Origin of the sequence: Paenibacillus sp. 3LSP (assembly GCF_032465655.1) — a bacterium.
GTDB classification, from domain to species: domain Bacteria; phylum Bacillota; class Bacilli; order Paenibacillales; family Paenibacillaceae; genus Fontibacillus; species Fontibacillus barengoltzii.
The window spans coordinates 17,494-35,640 of sequence record NZ_JAWDJI010000192.1 but is presented as its reverse complement, the minus strand read 5'-3'; the positions used below and the strand labels follow the sequence as shown (position 1 = coordinate 35,640).

At 51.9% G+C, this 18,147-nt stretch carries 15 protein-coding genes; 13 read left to right on the top strand and 2 right to left on the bottom strand.

All coding sequences use genetic code 11. From position 1 onward, the window contains the following. Positions 1-346 precede the first annotated feature (346 nt). From alaS to RW092_RS16420, 11 genes are all read left to right on the top strand, one after another. Positions 347-2,971, top strand: coding sequence for an alanine--tRNA ligase (gene alaS / locus RW092_RS16470; protein ID WP_316010708.1), 2,625 nt, complete (start codon positions 347-349; stop codon positions 2,969-2,971). A gap of 134 nt (positions 2,972-3,105) precedes the next feature. Next, the gene (locus RW092_RS16465) at positions 3,106-3,366 is read left to right on the top strand and encodes an IreB family regulatory phosphoprotein (RefSeq protein WP_016311191.1); all 261 of its coding nucleotides are present in this window, start codon (positions 3,106-3,108) and stop codon (positions 3,364-3,366) included. Positions 3,367-3,426: 60 nt separating this feature from the next. Then, entirely contained in the window at positions 3,427-3,843 is a 417-nt protein-coding gene (ruvX, locus tag RW092_RS16460; protein WP_016311192.1) for a Holliday junction resolvase RuvX, read from the top strand. Between the two features lie 12 nt (positions 3,844-3,855). Then, complete coding sequence (locus tag RW092_RS16455; RefSeq protein ID WP_016311193.1) at positions 3,856-4,170, top strand: DUF1292 domain-containing protein; 315 nt, start codon at positions 3,856-3,858, stop codon at positions 4,168-4,170. Further along, entirely contained in the window at positions 4,167-4,466 is a 300-nt protein-coding gene (locus tag RW092_RS16450) for a DUF1292 domain-containing protein (protein ID WP_016311194.1), read from the top strand. Before RW092_RS16455 ends, RW092_RS16450 begins: the two co-directional genes overlap by 4 nt. Before the next feature lie 87 nt (positions 4,467-4,553). Continuing rightward, complete coding sequence (mltG, locus tag RW092_RS16445) at positions 4,554-5,609, top strand: endolytic transglycosylase MltG (RefSeq protein ID WP_316010707.1); 1,056 nt, start codon at positions 4,554-4,556, stop codon at positions 5,607-5,609. Between the two features lie 64 nt (positions 5,610-5,673). Continuing rightward, positions 5,674-6,609, top strand: coding sequence for a peptidase U32 family protein (locus tag RW092_RS16440; RefSeq protein ID WP_316010706.1), 936 nt, complete (start codon positions 5,674-5,676; stop codon positions 6,607-6,609). Between the two features lie 79 nt (positions 6,610-6,688). Continuing rightward, complete coding sequence (locus tag RW092_RS16435; RefSeq protein ID WP_028539905.1) at positions 6,689-8,023, top strand: peptidase U32 family protein; 1,335 nt, start codon at positions 6,689-6,691, stop codon at positions 8,021-8,023. A gap of 239 nt (positions 8,024-8,262) precedes the next feature. After that, complete coding sequence (locus RW092_RS16430; RefSeq protein WP_316010705.1) at positions 8,263-10,437, top strand: methyl-accepting chemotaxis protein; 2,175 nt, start codon at positions 8,263-8,265, stop codon at positions 10,435-10,437. A 388-nt stretch (positions 10,438-10,825) separates the two neighbouring features. After that, the gene (locus RW092_RS16425) at positions 10,826-12,610 is read left to right on the top strand and encodes a peptidoglycan D,D-transpeptidase FtsI family protein (RefSeq protein ID WP_316010704.1); all 1,785 of its coding nucleotides are present in this window, start codon (positions 10,826-10,828) and stop codon (positions 12,608-12,610) included. 127 nt (positions 12,611-12,737) lie between these two features. Next, positions 12,738-14,159 (top strand): polysaccharide deacetylase family protein, encoded by a 1,422-nt coding sequence (locus RW092_RS16420; RefSeq protein WP_176222437.1) that lies wholly within the window; start codon positions 12,738-12,740, stop codon positions 14,157-14,159. A gap of 85 nt (positions 14,160-14,244) precedes the next feature. Here RW092_RS16420 and ilvD read toward each other — a convergent pair whose 3' ends face one another. Both ilvD and RW092_RS16410 read right to left on the bottom strand, forming a co-directional pair. Continuing rightward, the gene (gene ilvD, locus RW092_RS16415) at positions 14,245-15,930 is read right to left on the bottom strand and encodes a dihydroxy-acid dehydratase (RefSeq protein ID WP_016311201.1); all 1,686 of its coding nucleotides are present in this window, start codon (positions 15,928-15,930) and stop codon (positions 14,245-14,247) included. A gap of 187 nt (positions 15,931-16,117) precedes the next feature. After that, positions 16,118-16,384 (bottom strand): KGG domain-containing protein, encoded by a 267-nt coding sequence (locus RW092_RS16410; RefSeq protein WP_016311202.1) that lies wholly within the window; start codon positions 16,382-16,384, stop codon positions 16,118-16,120. A gap of 209 nt (positions 16,385-16,593) precedes the next feature. Here RW092_RS16410 and RW092_RS16405 point away from each other — a divergent pair, with 209 nt between their 5' ends. Further along, the gene (locus RW092_RS16405; RefSeq protein ID WP_316010703.1) at positions 16,594-17,376 is read left to right on the top strand and encodes an HAD family hydrolase; all 783 of its coding nucleotides are present in this window, start codon (positions 16,594-16,596) and stop codon (positions 17,374-17,376) included. Between the two features lie 14 nt (positions 17,377-17,390). Beyond that, complete coding sequence (locus RW092_RS16400; protein ID WP_085170217.1) at positions 17,391-18,140, top strand: NAD-dependent protein deacylase; 750 nt, start codon at positions 17,391-17,393, stop codon at positions 18,138-18,140. Positions 18,141-18,147: the final 7 nt, after the last annotated feature.

Sequence of the window (18,147 nt, the reverse complement as noted above, 5' to 3'; positions counted from 1 at the left end):
AAATGTTATGTGAAAATTTTCAAAACGTTGATGAAATCCAGTACGTTCGACAAGCGGATTTGCCAGAGAAGGGTTCCGCTGCAGTTGGCGTCCCGCATGGGGGCTGAGGCGGTGGCTGAGAGAACCTGAAATCTCGCGCGAACGGAAAGCTAATTTCGGAGTGTGGACTACAAATTCACCGGCAGGTCCCCGTTATCGGACCAACGAGGCGATCGCTTTAGAATCCGGCGGACAACGGTCCAGCCGCAATCGGAAGCGATAACCAGGGTGGTACCGCGATTTGAATCGTCCCTGATTTTCAGGGGCGTTTTTATTTTTAGAGGAACAATTAGGAGGTCAAGAGACGATGAAAGCAAGTGAAATCCGTTCCAAATGGCTGGAGTTCTTCGCCAGCAAAGGCCATAAAATCGAACCTAGCGCTTCGCTCGTCCCGCATAACGATCCTTCGCTCCTGTGGATCAATGCTGGGATGGCACCGTTGAAGCCGTATTTCGACGGTCGGGTCAAGCCGGAAAATCCGCGCCTTGCCAACTCGCAAAAGTGTATTCGCACGAACGATATCGAAAATGTCGGGAAGACGCGCCGGCACCATACGTTTTTTGAGATGCTGGGGAACTTTTCGATTGGGGACTATTTTAAGGAAGAAGCGATTACTTGGGCTTGGGAATTCCTGACGGATAAGAAATGGATCGGTTTTGATCCAGATCGCCTGTCGGTTACCGTATATCCTGAGGATGAAGAAGCATTTAAACTGTGGAATGAAAAAATCGGCATTCCTGCAGAACGCATCATTAAGCTGGAGGATAACTTCTGGGATATCGGGGAAGGGCCTTGCGGACCTTGTACGGAAATTTTCTATGACCGCGGCGACGCTTACGGCGATCTATCGGATCCGGAATGTTATCCAGGCGGGGAGAATGAACGGTTCCTGGAAGTGTGGAACCTGGTGTTCTCACAATTCAACCACAACAAGGACGGCAGCTATACGCCGCTTCCGAATAAAAACATCGATACCGGGGCCGGACTTGAGCGGTTTGCGTCGATTTTGCAGGACGTGAACTCCAACTTCGATACCGACTTGTTCCAACCGATTATCCAAAAGACCGCCAGCTTGGCTGGGGTAGCTTACGGCGCTGCTGAGGACAGTGACGTGGCACTTAAGGTAATTGCTGACCATATCCGTACGGTGACCTTTGCGGTAGCTGACGGCGTTCTGCCTTCGAACGAAGGCCGCGGTTATGTCATCCGCCGCCTGCTGCGCCGGGCGGTACGTTATGGCAAGCTGATCGGACTGGACAAACCTTTTATGTTCAGCTTGGTAGAGACGGTTGGCGACATCATGGGCACCTACTATCCGGATGTAGTTACCAAACGCGAGTTTATCGAGAAAGTCATCCGCACGGAAGAGGAACGCTTCCATGAAACATTGAGCGATGGCTTGGCGATTCTGGCCGATATCAGTGCTGAAGCGAAAGCGCAAGGCCGCACGCAGATCAGCGGGGCTGATGCGTTTAAGCTGTATGATACTTACGGCTTTCCGCTGGATTTGACCGAGGATTTCGCAGCGGAGCAGGGGCTTGGCGTAGATCGCGAAGGCTTTGAAGCCGCCATGGAAGAACAGCGTGAACGCGCCCGGGCAGCCCGCCACGATAGCGGCAGCATGAAGGTGCAGGGCGGCGTTTTGGCGGATTTTACGACTAAAACCGAATTCGTTGGATATAATGAGCTTGAAGTTACCACTAGCATTGTAGCGATTGTGGTTGATGACGCTTTTGTGGATTCCTTGAGCGAGGGCCAATCGGGTCAAGTGATTCTGGCTTCTACGCCGTTCTATGCGGAAAGCGGCGGCCAGGTCAGCGACCAAGGGACGATTCATAACGACTCCGCTAGCGCCGATGTGGAGGGCTTGTTTAAAGCTCCTCATGGGCAGCATGTGCATCAAGTCACGGTGAAGACCGGCGAACTGCGGGTTGGCGCCGAAGTTACCGCTTCCGTAGACCGTGAACAACGCAGCCACACAGTGAAGAACCATACGGCAACTCACCTGTTGCATAAAGCGTTGAAGGAGACGCTTGGCGAACACGTGAACCAAGCTGGTTCCCTCGTTGAACCACAGCGCCTGCGCTTCGACTTCTCCCACCTCGGCAGCATCTCGCCGGAGGAACTCTCGGAAATCGAACGCCGCGTCAATGAACAGATTTGGAATGCTCTGCCTGTAACTACCTCGCTGAAGCCAATCGATGAAGCGAAAGCGATGGGGGCGATGGCGCTGTTCGGTGAGAAGTACGGGGACATCGTTCGCGTTGTCAAGGTTGGCGACTACAGCTTGGAGCTTTGCGGCGGCTGTCACGTGAACAATTCGGCGGAGATCGGCTTGTTCAAAATCGTCAGCGAAAGCGGCATCGGTTCCGGGGTGCGCCGGATCGAAGCTGTGACCGGACGCGGCGCATATCTGTTTATGGATGGACAGCTGGACCTGTTGAAGCAAGCAGCTGGTCTACTGAAAGCCAACGTCAACGATGTGCCGAAACGGGTGGAAGGATTGTTCCAGCAGCTTAAGGAACTGAGCCGTGAGAACGAATCGCTGCAAAGCAAGCTGAGCGTGATCGAAGCTGGTGAATTGACGAGCCAAGTGGTGAGCGTTGGTCAAACCAAGCTGTTGGCTGCGCGCGTGCAGGCCGGAAGCATGGATGCGCTGCGCACGCTGGCTGACGAGCTGAAGGTGAAATTGCCGGATGCTGTGCTGGTGTTGGGCGCGCCAAACGAAGACAAAGTGAATTTTGTCGTTGTAGTTCCGAAGGAAGAGGTGGCTCGCGGATTGCATGCCGGCAAGCTCGTTAAGGAAGTTGCAGCGGTATGCGGCGGCGGAGGCGGCGGTCGTCCGGATATGGCCCAGGCCGGAGGCAAGGATGCCAGCAAGCTGGACGAAGCATTAAAAGTAGCAGCGGAGTGGATTGCTTCCCAAGCCTGAGAAGGTGGTGGAATTTGACGGGGCAGATCACTGAAAATTTCCTTATGGAACCCATGATATGGTATAGTATGATTAGGCTAAGAGGAAAATAGCTGCGATCATAAAGGCGTATGTCGAAGAAGCGAGGTGTCATCATGGACTCCATGGATAAAACCGTCAAATTTAACGTCAAAGGCGATGAACTAGAAGCGTCGGCGCAGGAGATTCTTCTTACGGTTTATCAGGCTTTACAGGAGAAGGAGTATAATCCGGTAAACCAGATCGTCGGATATCTGTTATCGGGGGACCCGGCCTATATCCCGCGTCATAACAATGCGAGAAGCTTGGTTCGCAAGAAGGAACGCGACGAGCTGATCGAAGAGTTGGTGCGCTTTTACATGGCGAATCACCGTTGATGGCAGCGAACCTTCTCAAGAACGGATAAGCGGTGAATCCGTATTTTAAAGGAGCAATACATGAAAATCATGGGCCTAGACTACGGGGATCGGCGGATCGGAGTGGCTGTGAGCGACAGCTTAGGGTGGACCGCCCAAGGGCTCGAAACCATCGAGCGTCGCAAGGAAGGCAGCGAATTTGAGCGCATTGCCGAGCTTGTGAAGCAGCACGAGGTGGAAGAAATCGTTGTGGGGCTGCCCAAGAATATGAACGGTACGATTGGTCCCCGTGGAGAAATATGCATGGCGTTTGCCGAGGATCTTCGGGCGAAGCTGAATCTGCCCGTGCATCTCTGGGATGAACGGCTGACTACCGTGTCTGCGCAGCGTACGTTGCTGGATGCGGATGTCAGCCGGAAGAAACGCAAGGATGTCGTCGACAAGATGGCTGCCAGCTTGATTTTGCAAAATTATTTGGACTCTAAGAGTATAAAGTGAGGGTGATCGCGTATGTCTAAAGATCGTATCGGAAATGAAGAAGAACCGGAAATTATTTATATCCCCGATGATGAGGGCAATGAAGAAGAGTTCGAAGTGATTATGAAATTCGAAGTCGACGGTTCGGACGCCAAGTATATGATGGTCGTTCCTTTGGATTCCGATGGGAATGAAGATGAAGAGAGCGAAGAGGTATACGCGTTCCGTTACGAGGAAGACGGCGATGACCTGAAGCTGTACACGATTGAAAGCGACGAAGAATGGGAAATCGTCGAGGAGACCTTTAATACGTTGATCGACGAGTTTGATGGAGAAGATGGGCAATGACTGAATTTACAGCAGACCAAGCAGTCATGACGTCGCGGGTTCGCGACACATTTGGCCCAGTCGTAGAACTTGAGGACGAATCGGGCAACGTCTCCTATTATCAAGTCGTTGAGGAATTTGACGTCGCCGGAGCGGCCTATGCGGTATTATTGCCGGAGGACGCGTCCAAGGATGAAGAGCCGGAGATTTTCAAAATCGTGACGAACGGTGATGAGCTGGAACTGGTGACGATTGATGACGACGAGGAATGGGAGAACGTCTCCGAGCTGTACGATGAATTGACCTTTCCGGAGTAACGGGAAGGGCGTCGCAAGAGCACGATAGATCAGTCCGGGAAGAGCGGGAGATTTCCGCTCTTTTTGGCTGTTAAGGGGGAAGGCGGTTTGAGGAAAGCGCTGAAATGGCTGGCTGTTCTGCTGCTGATCGTGATGATCGGGGCAGGGGCGGCCGGATTTTATGTGTACACCAGCATGCTCCCGGTTGAAGCGAAGGAACAGCCGGTCAAGATTACGATCGAACCGGGAACGGGAACGGCGCATATCGCGAAGTTGCTGGAAAACCAGGGACTAATTAAAAATTCCTTTTTGTTCGTTTCCTATTTAAAATGGAAGTCGGAAGGAAGCCGGTTTCAGGCTGGAACCTATGAAATGCAGCCAGGCATCACATATGACGAGATTATCGCTAAGCTGAACAGCGGCGACGTCGTGAAGGCCGAGATGATTCGGTTTACGATTCCTGAAGGCTTCACCGTTAAACAAATGGCTGACAAGCTGGCGGAGGAAGGCTTAGTGGATCAGGCCACATTTTTGAAGCTGGCGAAGGATGCCGCAGGTCTGAACGATGAGCTGTTATCGCAAATCCCGACGGACGAGCGGTTGACCTATCGGCTGGAAGGGTATTTGTTCCCGGAAACTTATGAATTGAAGAAAGGCAGCAACGAGCAGGACATCATTGCCCGAATGCTGCAGGAAACCCGTACCCGGCTTGACAAAATCCCTGATTTGGATCAAAAGCTGCAGGCTCGCAGCCTTACGTTCAATGAGCTGATGACGATCGCTTCACTGGTTGAGCGGGAAGTGGTTGTGGATCGTGAACGGCCGCTCGTGGCCGGTGTCATCTATAATCGGCTTAAGGACGGCATGAAGCTGGAAATCGACGCTACGGTGCAATATGTGCTGGATAAACCAAAGGAACGCTTGCTCAATGCGGATTTGCGAAGCGTGGACAGCCCTTATAATACTTATTTGTATGAAGGACTGCCTCCGGGACCTATCGCGGCGCCAAGCCTCAAATCGATCGAAGCAGCGCTTGAGCCGAAAGCCTCGGACTATCTTTTCTATGTGACGAAAAAAGACGGCAGCGGGGAGCACCTGTTCGCCAAAACCTATAAGGAACACTTAAAGAACATCGAAACAAGCAAGGCGATGGCCAATCAATGAATAAGGTGGAAGTTCAAAATGTAGATCATGTTTTGAACAACCTTTTAAAGGTGGTAGTATCAACATGAGTAAAAAACCGGAACTGTTGGTTCCTGCCGGTTCGCTGGAAGAACTGAAGCGCTATTTTGCGGCGGGGGCTGACGCGGCGCTGGTTGGCGAAGCTCGCTATGGGATGCGCCTCCCTGGTGATATGACGCCCCAAGACATCGCTGAGGCGGTGAAGGTAGCGCGTGAGTATGGAGCTAAAATTTATGTTAGCTTGAATAACTTGATGACAAATGACATGCTCGAAGGGTTACCTGAGTATGTAAAACAGTTAGCGGAGTGCGGCGTCGATGCCGTTGAATTCGGCGATCCGGCGGTGCTTCAAACGGTGCGTACTGTGGCGCCTCAATTGAAGCTGCATTGGAATGCGGAGATGACCTCCACCAACTATGCCACTGCGAACTATTGGGGAACGAAGGGAGCTTCCCGAGTTGTGCTGGCTCGGGAGCTGAATATGGACGAGATCACCGCGATGCCTTCAAAACTGAACATCGAAGCGGAAGTTCAGGTGCACGGAATGACCAATATTTATCACTCGAAACGACGCTTGGTGTATAGCTATATGGTATCTCAAGGACGGCCGGTTGATCCGGACAGCAACCTGGGAATGAGTCGCGGGCTGTTTCTGATCGAGGCTGAGCGGCCGGATGAGAAGTTTCCAATCTTCGAAGATGTGAACGGAACGCATATTATGAGTTCAGACGATATTTGCATCTTGGAGGATTTGCATCTGCTAATGGCGGCTGGCATCGACAGCTTCAAAATTGAGACGCTGCTGAAGCCGGTATCCTATAACGAAGTGATCATTGCTTCGTATCGTAACGCGATCGAAGCCTATTCCCGCGATCCGGATGGCTATGAGCTTGATGAGAGCTGGCTTGAGGCGATTCGCGAGGTCCAAGATCCGGAGCGCGAACTGTCGTTTGGCTTCTTTTATAAGGAACAAGTTTATTAAGAGTTAGGCGTTGTAGGGTTTTCTTTTTGACCTATATTTTAAATTTAAATACCCAAAAAATGATGAGAGGTGAACGAAGATGCAAACTGCGGAGAAGCATATCCCGAAATATACGGGAAAACGTCATCGGCTGGCGAAACCTGAGCTGCTTGCCCCGGCAGGCAATCTGGAGAAGCTGAAATTTGCTGTCCATTACGGCGCCGATGCCGTGTATATCGGGGGACAACAATATGGCCTTCGTTCCAATGCAGATAATTTCAGCTTTGAAGAAATGCGGGAAGGCGTGGAATTTGCTAAGAAATATGGCGCTAAGGTGTTTGTCGCTACGAATATCTATGCTCATAATGAGGATTTGGACGGCATCGAGGAGTATTTGCGGAACCTTTACGAGGTTGGCATCGCTGCTATCATCGTCGCTGACCCGGTGATTATCGAGACGGCGAAACGGGTTGTTCCCGAGCTGGAGGTTCATCTGAGCACCCAGCAATCTACTGTGAACTGGCAGGCTGTGCAATTCTGGAAAGAGCAAGGCTTGCCGCGGGTCGTTCTGGGACGGGAAACCAGCCTTGAGGAAATCGAGGAAATTAAACGACATGTCGACATCGAGATCGAGGCGTTTATTCATGGAGCGATGTGCTCTTCGTTCTCGGGACGCTGCGTGCTGTCCAACCACTTTACCGACCGTGACTCCAACCGCGGGGGATGCTGCCAATCCTGCCGTTGGAAATACGATCTATTCACGGACGCCCGTTCAGGTAGTGAATGGATTTCTGAGGAAGAAGCCCGCGATAGCAGAGTACTGGAGAAGTTCCGTTTGGGCGTAACTCAGCTGCCGATGTTTGAGGAGAACGATCATGCCTTCACGATGGGGTCGAAGGACTTGTGCATGATAGAGCATATTCCCGATCTTATTGACGTTGGAGTCGACAGTTTCAAAATCGAAGGTCGGATGAAATCGATCCACTATGTGGCGACGGTCGTCAATGTGTATCGCCAAGCGATTGATGCCTACATGGCGGATCCGGACAATTACGTCTTGAAGCCGGAATGGATCGAAGAAATCAACAAAGCGGCGAATCGGCCGCTGAATACCGGATTTTTCTACGATACTCCAGATCATGAGGATCATATTTACGAGCCGGAAGAGAAGGCAGCACCTTATGATTTTGCCGGATTGGTGATGGCTTATGATGAATCCACAGGAATGGCAACGATCCAGCAACGCAACCACTTCAAACCGGGACAAGAAGTCGAATTCTTTGGTCCAAACGGGACGTTCTTTAAGCAGAAGGTGGGGACCATCTACGACGAAGAAGGCAATGAATTGGATGCCGCCCGCCACCCGTTGCAGCGGGTCCAAATGAAGGTGGATCAACCGGTTTCCTATTTCGATATGATGCGTAAAAGAAAGTAATCAAAAAATCAATATGCTTTGGGGCCTGTTCGTTTCTAGGACGAAAGGCCCTTTTTTGTGACTTTTGTTAATATTATTTAAAATCCACCACATATTGAACCGATATTATAGAGGAGAACGTCAGGAATTGTCGAATATTTCGAGTAGCTGACGAGAAATGTGAGCAACCAACAGCATTATGTACGACCTCAAGCCTAAAAATTGAGGTCTGCAACTATTATGAGTGGTGGGTGATCAACATGAGTCTGGTTCCGAAGAACGAGGACCAAGAAACCAACAGCAAGAAGAAGGATAAGAAACAAAAGGGAGAGCGGAAATCCAAGTCGGTTCAGCCAGGAGGAAAATCAAAGGGAGATACCAAAGCTGTATGGGCTAATTTCCTGGACAAGCTGCCGAAACAATTGAACCCTGCGAAAGCAGTAGGGGTACGGTTGTTCCTAATCTTCTTTGTCGCAATCATGTTCTTCGTCCTAACGATCGGGATTATGTCGTCCCAAATGGCGAAGGGAACCATTCAAGACAATGCAGAACAAGCAAACCTGCAGACCATCGTACAAACCTCGCAGAAGCTGGATATCGTCATGCAGAAGTATGAGGAAAACCTGCAGCAAATGTTCCTAGACGATGAAATGCAAAATGCTATTATGGATGCTTCGTTGTCGAACATTTCGGATTATGACAAGTTTACGGCAACGAACAAAATGAGAACGCGTCTAAATACGCTGACCTTCTCCACAAAAGGGGTTACTGCCGTTTATATGTTGTCGGCTGACAACATCGTGGACGAAGTCACTTCGGGAAGCGCCGACGTCACGTTCTTAGATACCGTGCGCGAAGAAGCCTGGTTTAAAGACCTGACCGGCTCCACCAAAACTTTGTGGTTGCAAGTACCTTCGAAAGGGAAGGGCACGGAAGTCTTCCGTTTAGCTCGCTCGGTTCAGAGCGTAAACAGCATGAAACGGTTTATTCTGATCGCCGATATCAATCTGGATATCCTAGACAGCTATTTGAAAGAAGTCAAACTGGGGAATAACTCCAAGCTGCAAATGGTTACCCAGGATAACGTTGTTGTAGGTTCTTCCTTTGAAGGGGATCAAGGGAACCCAACCGAATTTGATTTGGCCAAAGCCACCGAGGCTTCGGGTTCTTTCGTAACGAAGGATGCCAACGGCAACTCTGTCCTCGCTTCCTATAGCACCCAGTATTCAGGCTGGAAGCTGATCGGTACGGTGGATACAGCAGAATTAACGAAGAGCGCAAACCGCATTCTGATGTTTACGATCTTCTCGCTGATCGTTGTTGCGATCATTGCCGTTCTGATCGGGGTATGGATGGTTCGGATGATCGCTTATCCGCTGGGCAAGCTGAGAAACCTGATGGAAGAAGGCTCCAAAGGGAATCTGAACGTCCGGATGGACACGAAATCGAAAGACGAAATTGGTCAATTGGCAGTAAGCTTTAACGAGATGATGGAGAACATTACAGCCCTCGTGAAGCAAACCAATAACTCCGCACAGGATGTATTGGAGACTGCGGCTGAGTTGACGCAAGCATCGAACAAAACGGCATTGTCTGCGAAAGAAATCGCTGTGGCGACCGAAGAAATTGCTAACGGGGCAACCAGCCTGGCGAACGAAGCGGAACGCGGTAATGAGCTGACCGAGAATATTTCCCGGCAAATGGAACGCGTTGTTCAATCGAACAAAGAGATGGAGATGTCGGCTCGTCAGGTAGAGAAGTCCAGTCAGCAAGGGACTCAGTATTTGAACGGTTTGATGGAGAAAACCAACATGACGGTCGAAATGATCAACGCTTTGACCGCCAAGGTCGATTCGCTCAAAGCAAGTACTGGCTCTGTCTTGAAAGTGCTTGATGTCATGCAGAACATTACGCAGCAAACGAACATCCTCTCGCTGAATGCGACGATTGAAGCAGCTCGGGCAGGTGCTGCCGGCCGTGGATTTATGGTCGTTGCCGATGAAATTCGCCAATTGGCGGATCAATCACGTCAGTCGATCACTATGGTTGGTGAAATTACAGATAACATTCAAAAAGAGATGAACGAAACGGTGAAGGCCTTGTCCGAGGCGAGCCCGATCTTCCAGGAGCAAATCGCATCGGTACAGGAAACCAACCAAATTTTCGTATCTGTACAGCAACAAATGGAAGGTTTCGTACGCCATCTGGATTCCGTAACGGCCTCCATCGACCAGTTAAACGAATCGCAAACGGTCTTGTCGGAAGCGATGAGCAATGTCAGTGCCGTCGCTCAGCAATCGTCCGCCACGTCCGAAGAGGTTGCTTCGCTCTCCAGCGAACAACAAACGGTCGGCGATCAATTGGTACAGCTGTCGAACAAACTGGAGAATGTGTCGGCCGGCTTGAAAGAGTCGTTGTCGAAATTCACTGTATAGAAGGCAGGCTTAGCGCCTGAAAATAAGATTGACCCGATTTCCCGAGGGTTCCGGGAGACGGGTAAAAGCCCGGCCAATCTGCGATTGCAGGTTTGGCCGGGCTTTTGCTGTAAGCTGGTGCGCTAACGGACCTAGGAGGCGTTATAAACCTGGAGGTCAGACCTAGAGAGATGTAACGGACCGAGAAGTCCTTATTTGGGCGAAATCGGCACCGGTGACTCCATTTAGTCTGTAATAACGTCCGCTGTGTCCGTTACGTTGGGAAATCTGTGGGAAATGGACCCAATAGCGTCTCTCAGGTCCATTAGGTTTCTATTGGCCGCAACAGCCTATCTAGTTTAGCCCGACTTTTCCCAGGAAATAATGGGAACAGAATGGAGGGCGAACGATGTCGTTATTGCGCAAAAAACGGATCTTTTATCTATTACTGTCTTTTGCGGCAGTGTTGGCCCTATTTGCGCTGCGAATCGCTTGGATTCAAGTGGCTTCAGCGTTTAAGGCAGTGACCGTAAGCGGTAAGACGATCAACGAACTTGCAGTTCGGCAACGCGAAGAAAGTATTGAGTTGGATCCGGGGCGAGGTCATATTTTTGATCGTAACGGAAAGATGCTGACAGGGGAAATCGGTTGGACCCCGATATTGTTCCCTATACGCCAGTTACCCGCAGCTGATCAGCTTACCGGTCTCGCGGCCGCCTTGGGGACAACGATTCCTGAACTCCAAAAAAAGTGGGAACAGCTGGAGCGGCCCTACGTTTGGCCCAAACCTGGGGGTGAGCCTGGAGAGCCACTTCGGCTCAATGAAGAAACAGCCCGGACTTTGCCTCGTCTCGAAGGGCTGGAGGTGCTGCCGTATATGACGCGCTACGGGCCGGGGGAACGAGGGAATCAGTGGCTTGGCTTCGTGACGCAACGGCCGGATGTGATTCGTAAGCTGCGAGAAGAAAAGCACCAACCGAACTTCGCGTTAACGCTGCAGGTTGGAGCTTCGGGGTTAGAGAAGACGCTGGACAACTTGCTCCGTGGAATTGGCGGTGTCAGAGCGGCCTACACGGTTGATGGCCGAAAGGATCCCTTGGCAGGGATGGGGACGCGGGTAAATGCGGAGTCTAGCCGGTATTATCCGCTGCAAATCCAAACGACAGTGGATGACACCCTCCAGCAAAAGATCGAGGGGTTAGCGAAGGAGATGAACGTGACGGATGGAGCAGTGGTCGTGCTGGACGCCAAAACCGCTGATATCGTCTCGATGGTATCCCTGCCTTTCTACGATCCGCACCACGTGAATCCATCAGCAGACAACTGGAGTAATAAGGCGGTTAAGTCCAGTGTGCCGGGTTCGATTTTTAAGACGGTCATTGCGGCGGCTGCGCTGGAAGAGAAAGTGACGGTACCTGGGGAGGTGTTCCACTGCAGCGGGCATTACGGAAAATACGGCTTGTCATGCTGGAAGGAAGGTGGACATGGAGATCTTACGTTGGAAGAAGGCTTTGCCCACTCGTGTAACGTGGTGTTCGCCACCCTGGGCGAACGGCTGAGCGCGGAGGCAATCGCCCGGACAGCCGCCAAGCTTGGGCTAGGGCGTTCCGTGGGCTGGCATGACCCGTCCTTCCTTGGCGGAGATTCCTTGCGACCGTTGGATCAGGAAGAAGCCGGTGCGGTGTTTAGCAATCTGGCTGCGGCGGATGGCGGGGTGCGGGCGCAGACTGCAATTGGCCAACGGGACGTGCTGGTATCCCCGTTGCAAGCAGCCAATTTGGTTGTTACATTGCTCCACGGCGGGCAGGTGATGGCGCCCCGCTTAGTCAGCGAGATCCGTTATAAGGACGGTTCGCTGCTCTCCGCATTACCGGTACAAGCTTCGCCCTCCTCTGCTGGACAAATTACGCCGCAAACGGCCCAACGACTGTTGTCCATGATGAGGTTGGTAGTCACAGACGGCACGGGGCGAACCATGCAGCAAGCCAACTGGCCGTTGGCTGGAAAGTCTGGAACTGCCGAGGTTTTGAAGAATCAGAAGCAGTTGAATCATCAATGGTTTATCGGTTACGGACCGATCCATCAACCCAAGTATGCCGTCGCCGTCCTCGTTCAAAACCGGCCCGAAGGATCCAAGCATCTGGCCGCTGAAATGTTCCGGCGAACGATGGATATTCTGGCTGCGGAAGGTTGACCGATTTCCTATGCTTTCCCCAAAAAAATGCGCCTAATCTGAAGATGTCTGTGATAAAATAGTGTAGATGCTATGCTTTTCACGGAGCATGCCAAAGTCATTGATCATAGAAAAGTGGGGAAAGCATATGGAGACTTTGCTGCTATGGTTACTTTATATCTCTACGCTGTACGCTTTTATACCCGGATTGATCACTCGGATTTTCGGTTTTCGCGTATTCAAGCGCGGGATCAGCGAGAAGGCGTTCGCGCTGACATTCGACGATGGTCCTGATCCGAAATATACTCCACAGTTGCTTGATCTGCTCAAGCGCCACGGAGCGAAAGCAACGTTTTTCCTCGTTGGTTCCAATGCGGAGAAACACCCCGAATTGATTAAACGGATGTATGAGGAAGGCCATTTGATCGGGTCACATAACTATGTGCACAAGACCAATTGGCTCATGGGGCCGTCGGCCGTTAAGAAGCAGATTCAGAAGACGAATCAGATTATCTACGACGTGACGGGCTTCAATTCTCATTACTATCGTCCGCCGTGGGGCATTGTCAACTTGTTTGATTTTGCGAACCGCGGCAAGACCCAGATCGTGCTGTGGTCGGCGATGTTCGGTGATTGGCGGGTCAAGGTCGGCGCTGATCGGTTAACGGAACGGATGTTGAAGAAGCTGCGAGGCGGCGAGGTTTTTCTCCTGCACGACTGTGGTGCTACCCTAGGAGCGAACACCGGAGCGCCGGCGGAAATGCTGATCGCGCTCGAGCGGGTGTTGAAGGAAGCGGATCGTCGCGGATTGCGAAGCATCCGCATTGATGAACTGATTCAGGTGACGGAAGAGGCCAAGCTTCAAGGCAAACAGGCTGAAACTGCAACGCCGAAGGGGAGAACGCCAGTGAAGATTACCTGGTTTAAGCGATGTATCGTAGCCTTATGGCTCGTATGGGAGAAGATCTTCCACATCCTTTTTCAATTGAAAACTCCCGAACCGGAGGATCCATTCCTTCATTTTCGAGTCCGGTCCTATCACGGAGAGCCGGTGGAAATGAACAATGGGAAGACCTTACAATCCGGGGATCAGGTGATGGAGCTTCATTTTGACAACAAAAAATTGTTCGAGTATGGAACTCGTGCCAGAACAAGCGTGCATTTGGCGATTCAAATGATTCGTAAAGTGGAGAAGACGTTACCCCTCTTTGCGAAATATGTGATTGAGCATCCTGAGCTAAAAGAAGTTAAGGCGTTATATGGGGTCAGCATGATTAACCGGGGGCCGGAGCAATTTGGGTTTATCATTACAGATTTGCCGAAGGGCTGGTTTGCCAGCTCGACGAAGATCTATTTGAAATTATTAATGAGTGTTATTCACCCTGCCGGTACCTCGAGATTAAAAGAGCAACCTCAAGAGCTGGTACCGAAGATGATCGTGATGCCGATGGATGTGCTGTTGGAACGATTCGCCGAGAACGGCTCGCATCGCAGCAATCATACGGTTGATGAGAAGCCGGAAGCCGTGGAAGAGGAGTCTTTGCTTAGCGTATCCTTGCCTACGCGTTAATCGTTCTGATCAATTATTTTAGTAAGAAAAAAAGGCCGTATCCGAATCGAATATGATTCGGGTACGGCCTTTTGAGTTAGGCTCGTTAAATTTTCATTACGCCGCCGGAGCTGGCGTTGGTGACCAGTTTGGAGTAACGGGCCAAATAACCGGTTTTCACCTTTGGCTCAAAGCCTTTCCAATTTGCTTTGCGACGTGCAAGCTCTTCATCGCTGACATGCAGCTCGATTTTGCGGTTATTCAAGTCAAGCTCGATGATGTCGCCGTCTTCCACGAAAGCGATTGGACCGCCTTCAGCAGCCTCTGGTGAGATATGACCGATACTGATCCCGCGGGAAGCGCCGGAGAAGCGTCCGTCGGTAATCAGACCAACCTTCGCGCCCAGACCCATGCCGACGATCTGCGATGTTGGAGCCAGCATTTCCGGCATACCTGGACCACCCTTAGGTCCTTCATAACGGATGACAACAACGCAACCTTCTTTGACTTTGCCGTTTGCGATCCCTTCGAGCGCTTCTTCCTGCGAGTCAAAGCAGATGGCCGGACCTTTATGGTATCCGCCAACCGAAGGGTCAACAGCTCCTACCTTGATCACCGAGCCCTCCGGCGCCAGGTTACCATATAGAATAGCCAAACCGCCTTTCTCGGAATGCGGATTGTCGATCGGACGGATGACGTTATGGTCGAGGATTTCGCATCCGGCAACGTTCTCTGCCAGCGTCTTGCCGGTAACGGTGATTTGATCACCGAAGATCGCTCCCGGCTTCTTCAACAGCTCGTTGAGCACAGCGCTGACGCCGCCAGCCCGATGTACGTCCTCGATGAAGATATCGGAGGCCGGAGCCAGCTTCGCAATATGCGGCACCCGGTTTGCCACTTCATTAATCCGTTCCAACGGGTAATCGATCCCTGCTTCTTGAGCCAAAGCCAGTGTATGGAGAACGGTGTTCGTGGAGCCGCCCATCGCCATATCGAGCGCAAAGGCGTTGTCGATCGACTCTTTTGTTACGATGTCACGTGGTTTCAGATCCATTTCGATCAGCTTCATCAGCTGTTGTGCCGACTTCCGGACGAAATCACGGCGTTCTTCGGCTACAGCAAGGATCGTGCCGTTCCCTGGCAATGCCAAGCCCAGCGCTTCGGCCAGACAGTTCATCGAGTTGGCCGTGAACATGCCGGAACACGAACCGCAGGTCGGACAGCCGTATTGTTCCAGTTCGAGCAAGTCCTTGTCGCTGATTTGTCCAGCTTGGTGGGCACCCACGCCTTCAAAGACGGAAGTCAAGGACAATCTGCGTCCTTTGCTGTCGACGCCGGCTTTCATTGGGCCGCCGCTGACGAAGACCGTCGGGATATTCACACGCAAAGCACCCATCATCATCCCTGGCGTAATTTTGTCGCAGTTCGGAATGCAGACCATTCCATCGAACCAGTGAGCCGAAACCACGGTTTCAAGCGAATCGGCGATGATTTCCCGGCTTGGCAGGGAATAACGCATCCCGATGTGACCCATCGCGATCCCGTCGTCTACGCCAATGGTATTGAATTCAAACGGAACGCCGCCCGCTTCGCGGATTGCCTCCTTCACGATTTTACCGAACTCTTGTAAGTGCACGTGCCCAGGCACGATATCGATATAAGAGTTGCAGACCGCGATAAACGGTTTGCCGAAATCTTCTTCCTTCACGCCTGCAGCACGCAGCAAGCTGCGGTGCGGCGCACGGTCGAAGCCTTTTTTGATCATATCAGAACGCATTTTCTTGGCTGGCATGATCTCCGATCCCCCCATAATTCATTATAGTTTTGGAGCTTTACACCGCTAAAGGTTTTCTCTAAAGTCTATCACAAGTGGTTATGATTTTCTAGTTATCGATCACAGGAAAAAGCAAGGGGACAGGAGCGGATCGGTTCTATGAAAACAAAGAGAATCTCCGGGGGGTCCGGAGATTTCTTATGACTTACGCTTGAATTCCAGGTTTGCTGCGAGCGATCCCGCCTTTACGGCCGATTTCCCGGTAAAAGCCTTTATCGTGCTTCTGGGATGTCGCCTCGCCGCCCTTTTGACCGATTTCCTGATAAAATTCGCGGTTGTGGGTTTTCGAGGTCGCTTCGCCGCCTTTTTGCCCGATTTGCTTATAAAAGGCTTTGCCGTGGTTTTTGGCCGTGGCCAGTCCTCCCAGACGTCCGGCTTCTTCCCGGGTCATCTTGCTTTGGCTTCGTGCCATCGAATCCCTCCTTGGATTTTATTTTGGAGTACGTATGTTTTATTTACCACGGATTTCCATGTTGAAACGGATTTATCTAAAATTTTAAGAAAACACCAAAAGATCCCTATTAAATCATAGGAATGAAAGAGATGTATTTTTAGAGTCGACGCAGCCCACATCTGTGAAAATGGTATAATAAGGACAATGTTGCGGAAGGGGGAGCGAGGATGGCCACGATCGAAGTACGCGGGCAACAAGCAGCTTGCAAGGCCATTTTATTCGATAAAGATGGAACGCTGTTGAATTTTATGGGGCTATGGGGCAGCTGGGCCGCGGTGTTAACCGATCTGATGGAGCGGAAGCTGGCCGAGTTGGGCTCTCAGGGCGGGTTCAACAAATCCACGCTGCTTGGCCTTCAAACGGATGAGCGGAACCGGGTGATCGGTTACGACAAAACTGGTCCGGTTGCCATGGGGACGGAAGAAGAGATTATCGCGCTGCTGGCCTCGACGTTGTATGCCGCAGGCCTGCCCTGGAATGAAGCGATCACGGCGGTTCGCGAATTAAATAGTGCGGCCATGGCGGAGCTTAAGCGGCGGCGGGAAGCGGTGCCGTTGCCCGGGCTGCGCGACTTTGTCCAGAGTTGCCGAGAGGCGGGAGTCAAGCTGGCGGTGGTCACCTCCGACTCGACCTCGGAGGCGCTCGAGCATCTGGAATGGCTTGGCATCCGAGATGCCTTTACCAGTGTGGTCGGCCGAGATCGCGTCGCCCGAGGCAAGCCTGGGCCGGACATGGCGCTGCTCGCCTGCCGTGAGCTGGGGCTTTCGCCCGGTGAAGCGGTGGTTATTGGCGACAGTAACGCCGATATGCAAATGGGGAAGCGTGCGGGCGTCGTGATGAATATCGGCGTGGCGGAGGAGTATGGCGAAAAAGCCCAGGATGCAGTGGTTTATTTACGGGACGCGGACGTCATAATATCCAATTATCGTGAGTTGACGATACATCCATAGGAGGTTCAAAGCGGATGAGCAAAGAGATCGACACGTTGGCAGCATGGATGGAGGAGAGTTCAAACATCGTCTTCTTCGGAGGGGCTGGAGTATCCACCGAAAGCGGAATTCCTGACTTTCGTTCGGCAGCCGGCATTTATCAGATGGAGAATGCGTCGCCTTATCCACCGGAGGAGATTTTGAGCCGGAGGTTCTTCGATCGGCATCCGGACGTATTTTTCGATTTCTATAAGACGAAAATGCTCCATCCGGAAGCTCAGCCCAACGCCGCACACCGCTGCTTGGCGGAGCTGGAGCGAGCAGGGAAGCTAAGCGCCGTGGTGACGCAAAATATCGACGGGCTCCATCAGCAGGCGGGCAGCCGACGCGTACTGGAGCTGCACGGATCGGTGCACCGCAATACCTGCATGGAGTGCGGCCGTACCTATACGTTAAAGGATGTCATGGACAGCGAAGACGTCGTGCCGTACTGCAACTGCGGCGGTATCATCAAGCCGGATGTGGTGCTGTATGGAGAGAGCCTGGATGATCAGGTCATCCAGGACACAGTAACGGCGATTGCCCGTGCCGATTTGCTGGTGATCGGCGGGACTTCGCTGACTGTGCAGCCCGCAGCGCATCTGGTCACCTATTTCCGCGGCGAACGGACGGTGCTGATCAACGCCTCGTCCACTGCGTATGATAACCGGGCTGACCTCTTGATCACCGAGCCGATTGGCGAGGTGCTGGGGGCCGTTGCCCGGAAGCTGGGCCTATCGGAGTGAGACAGGA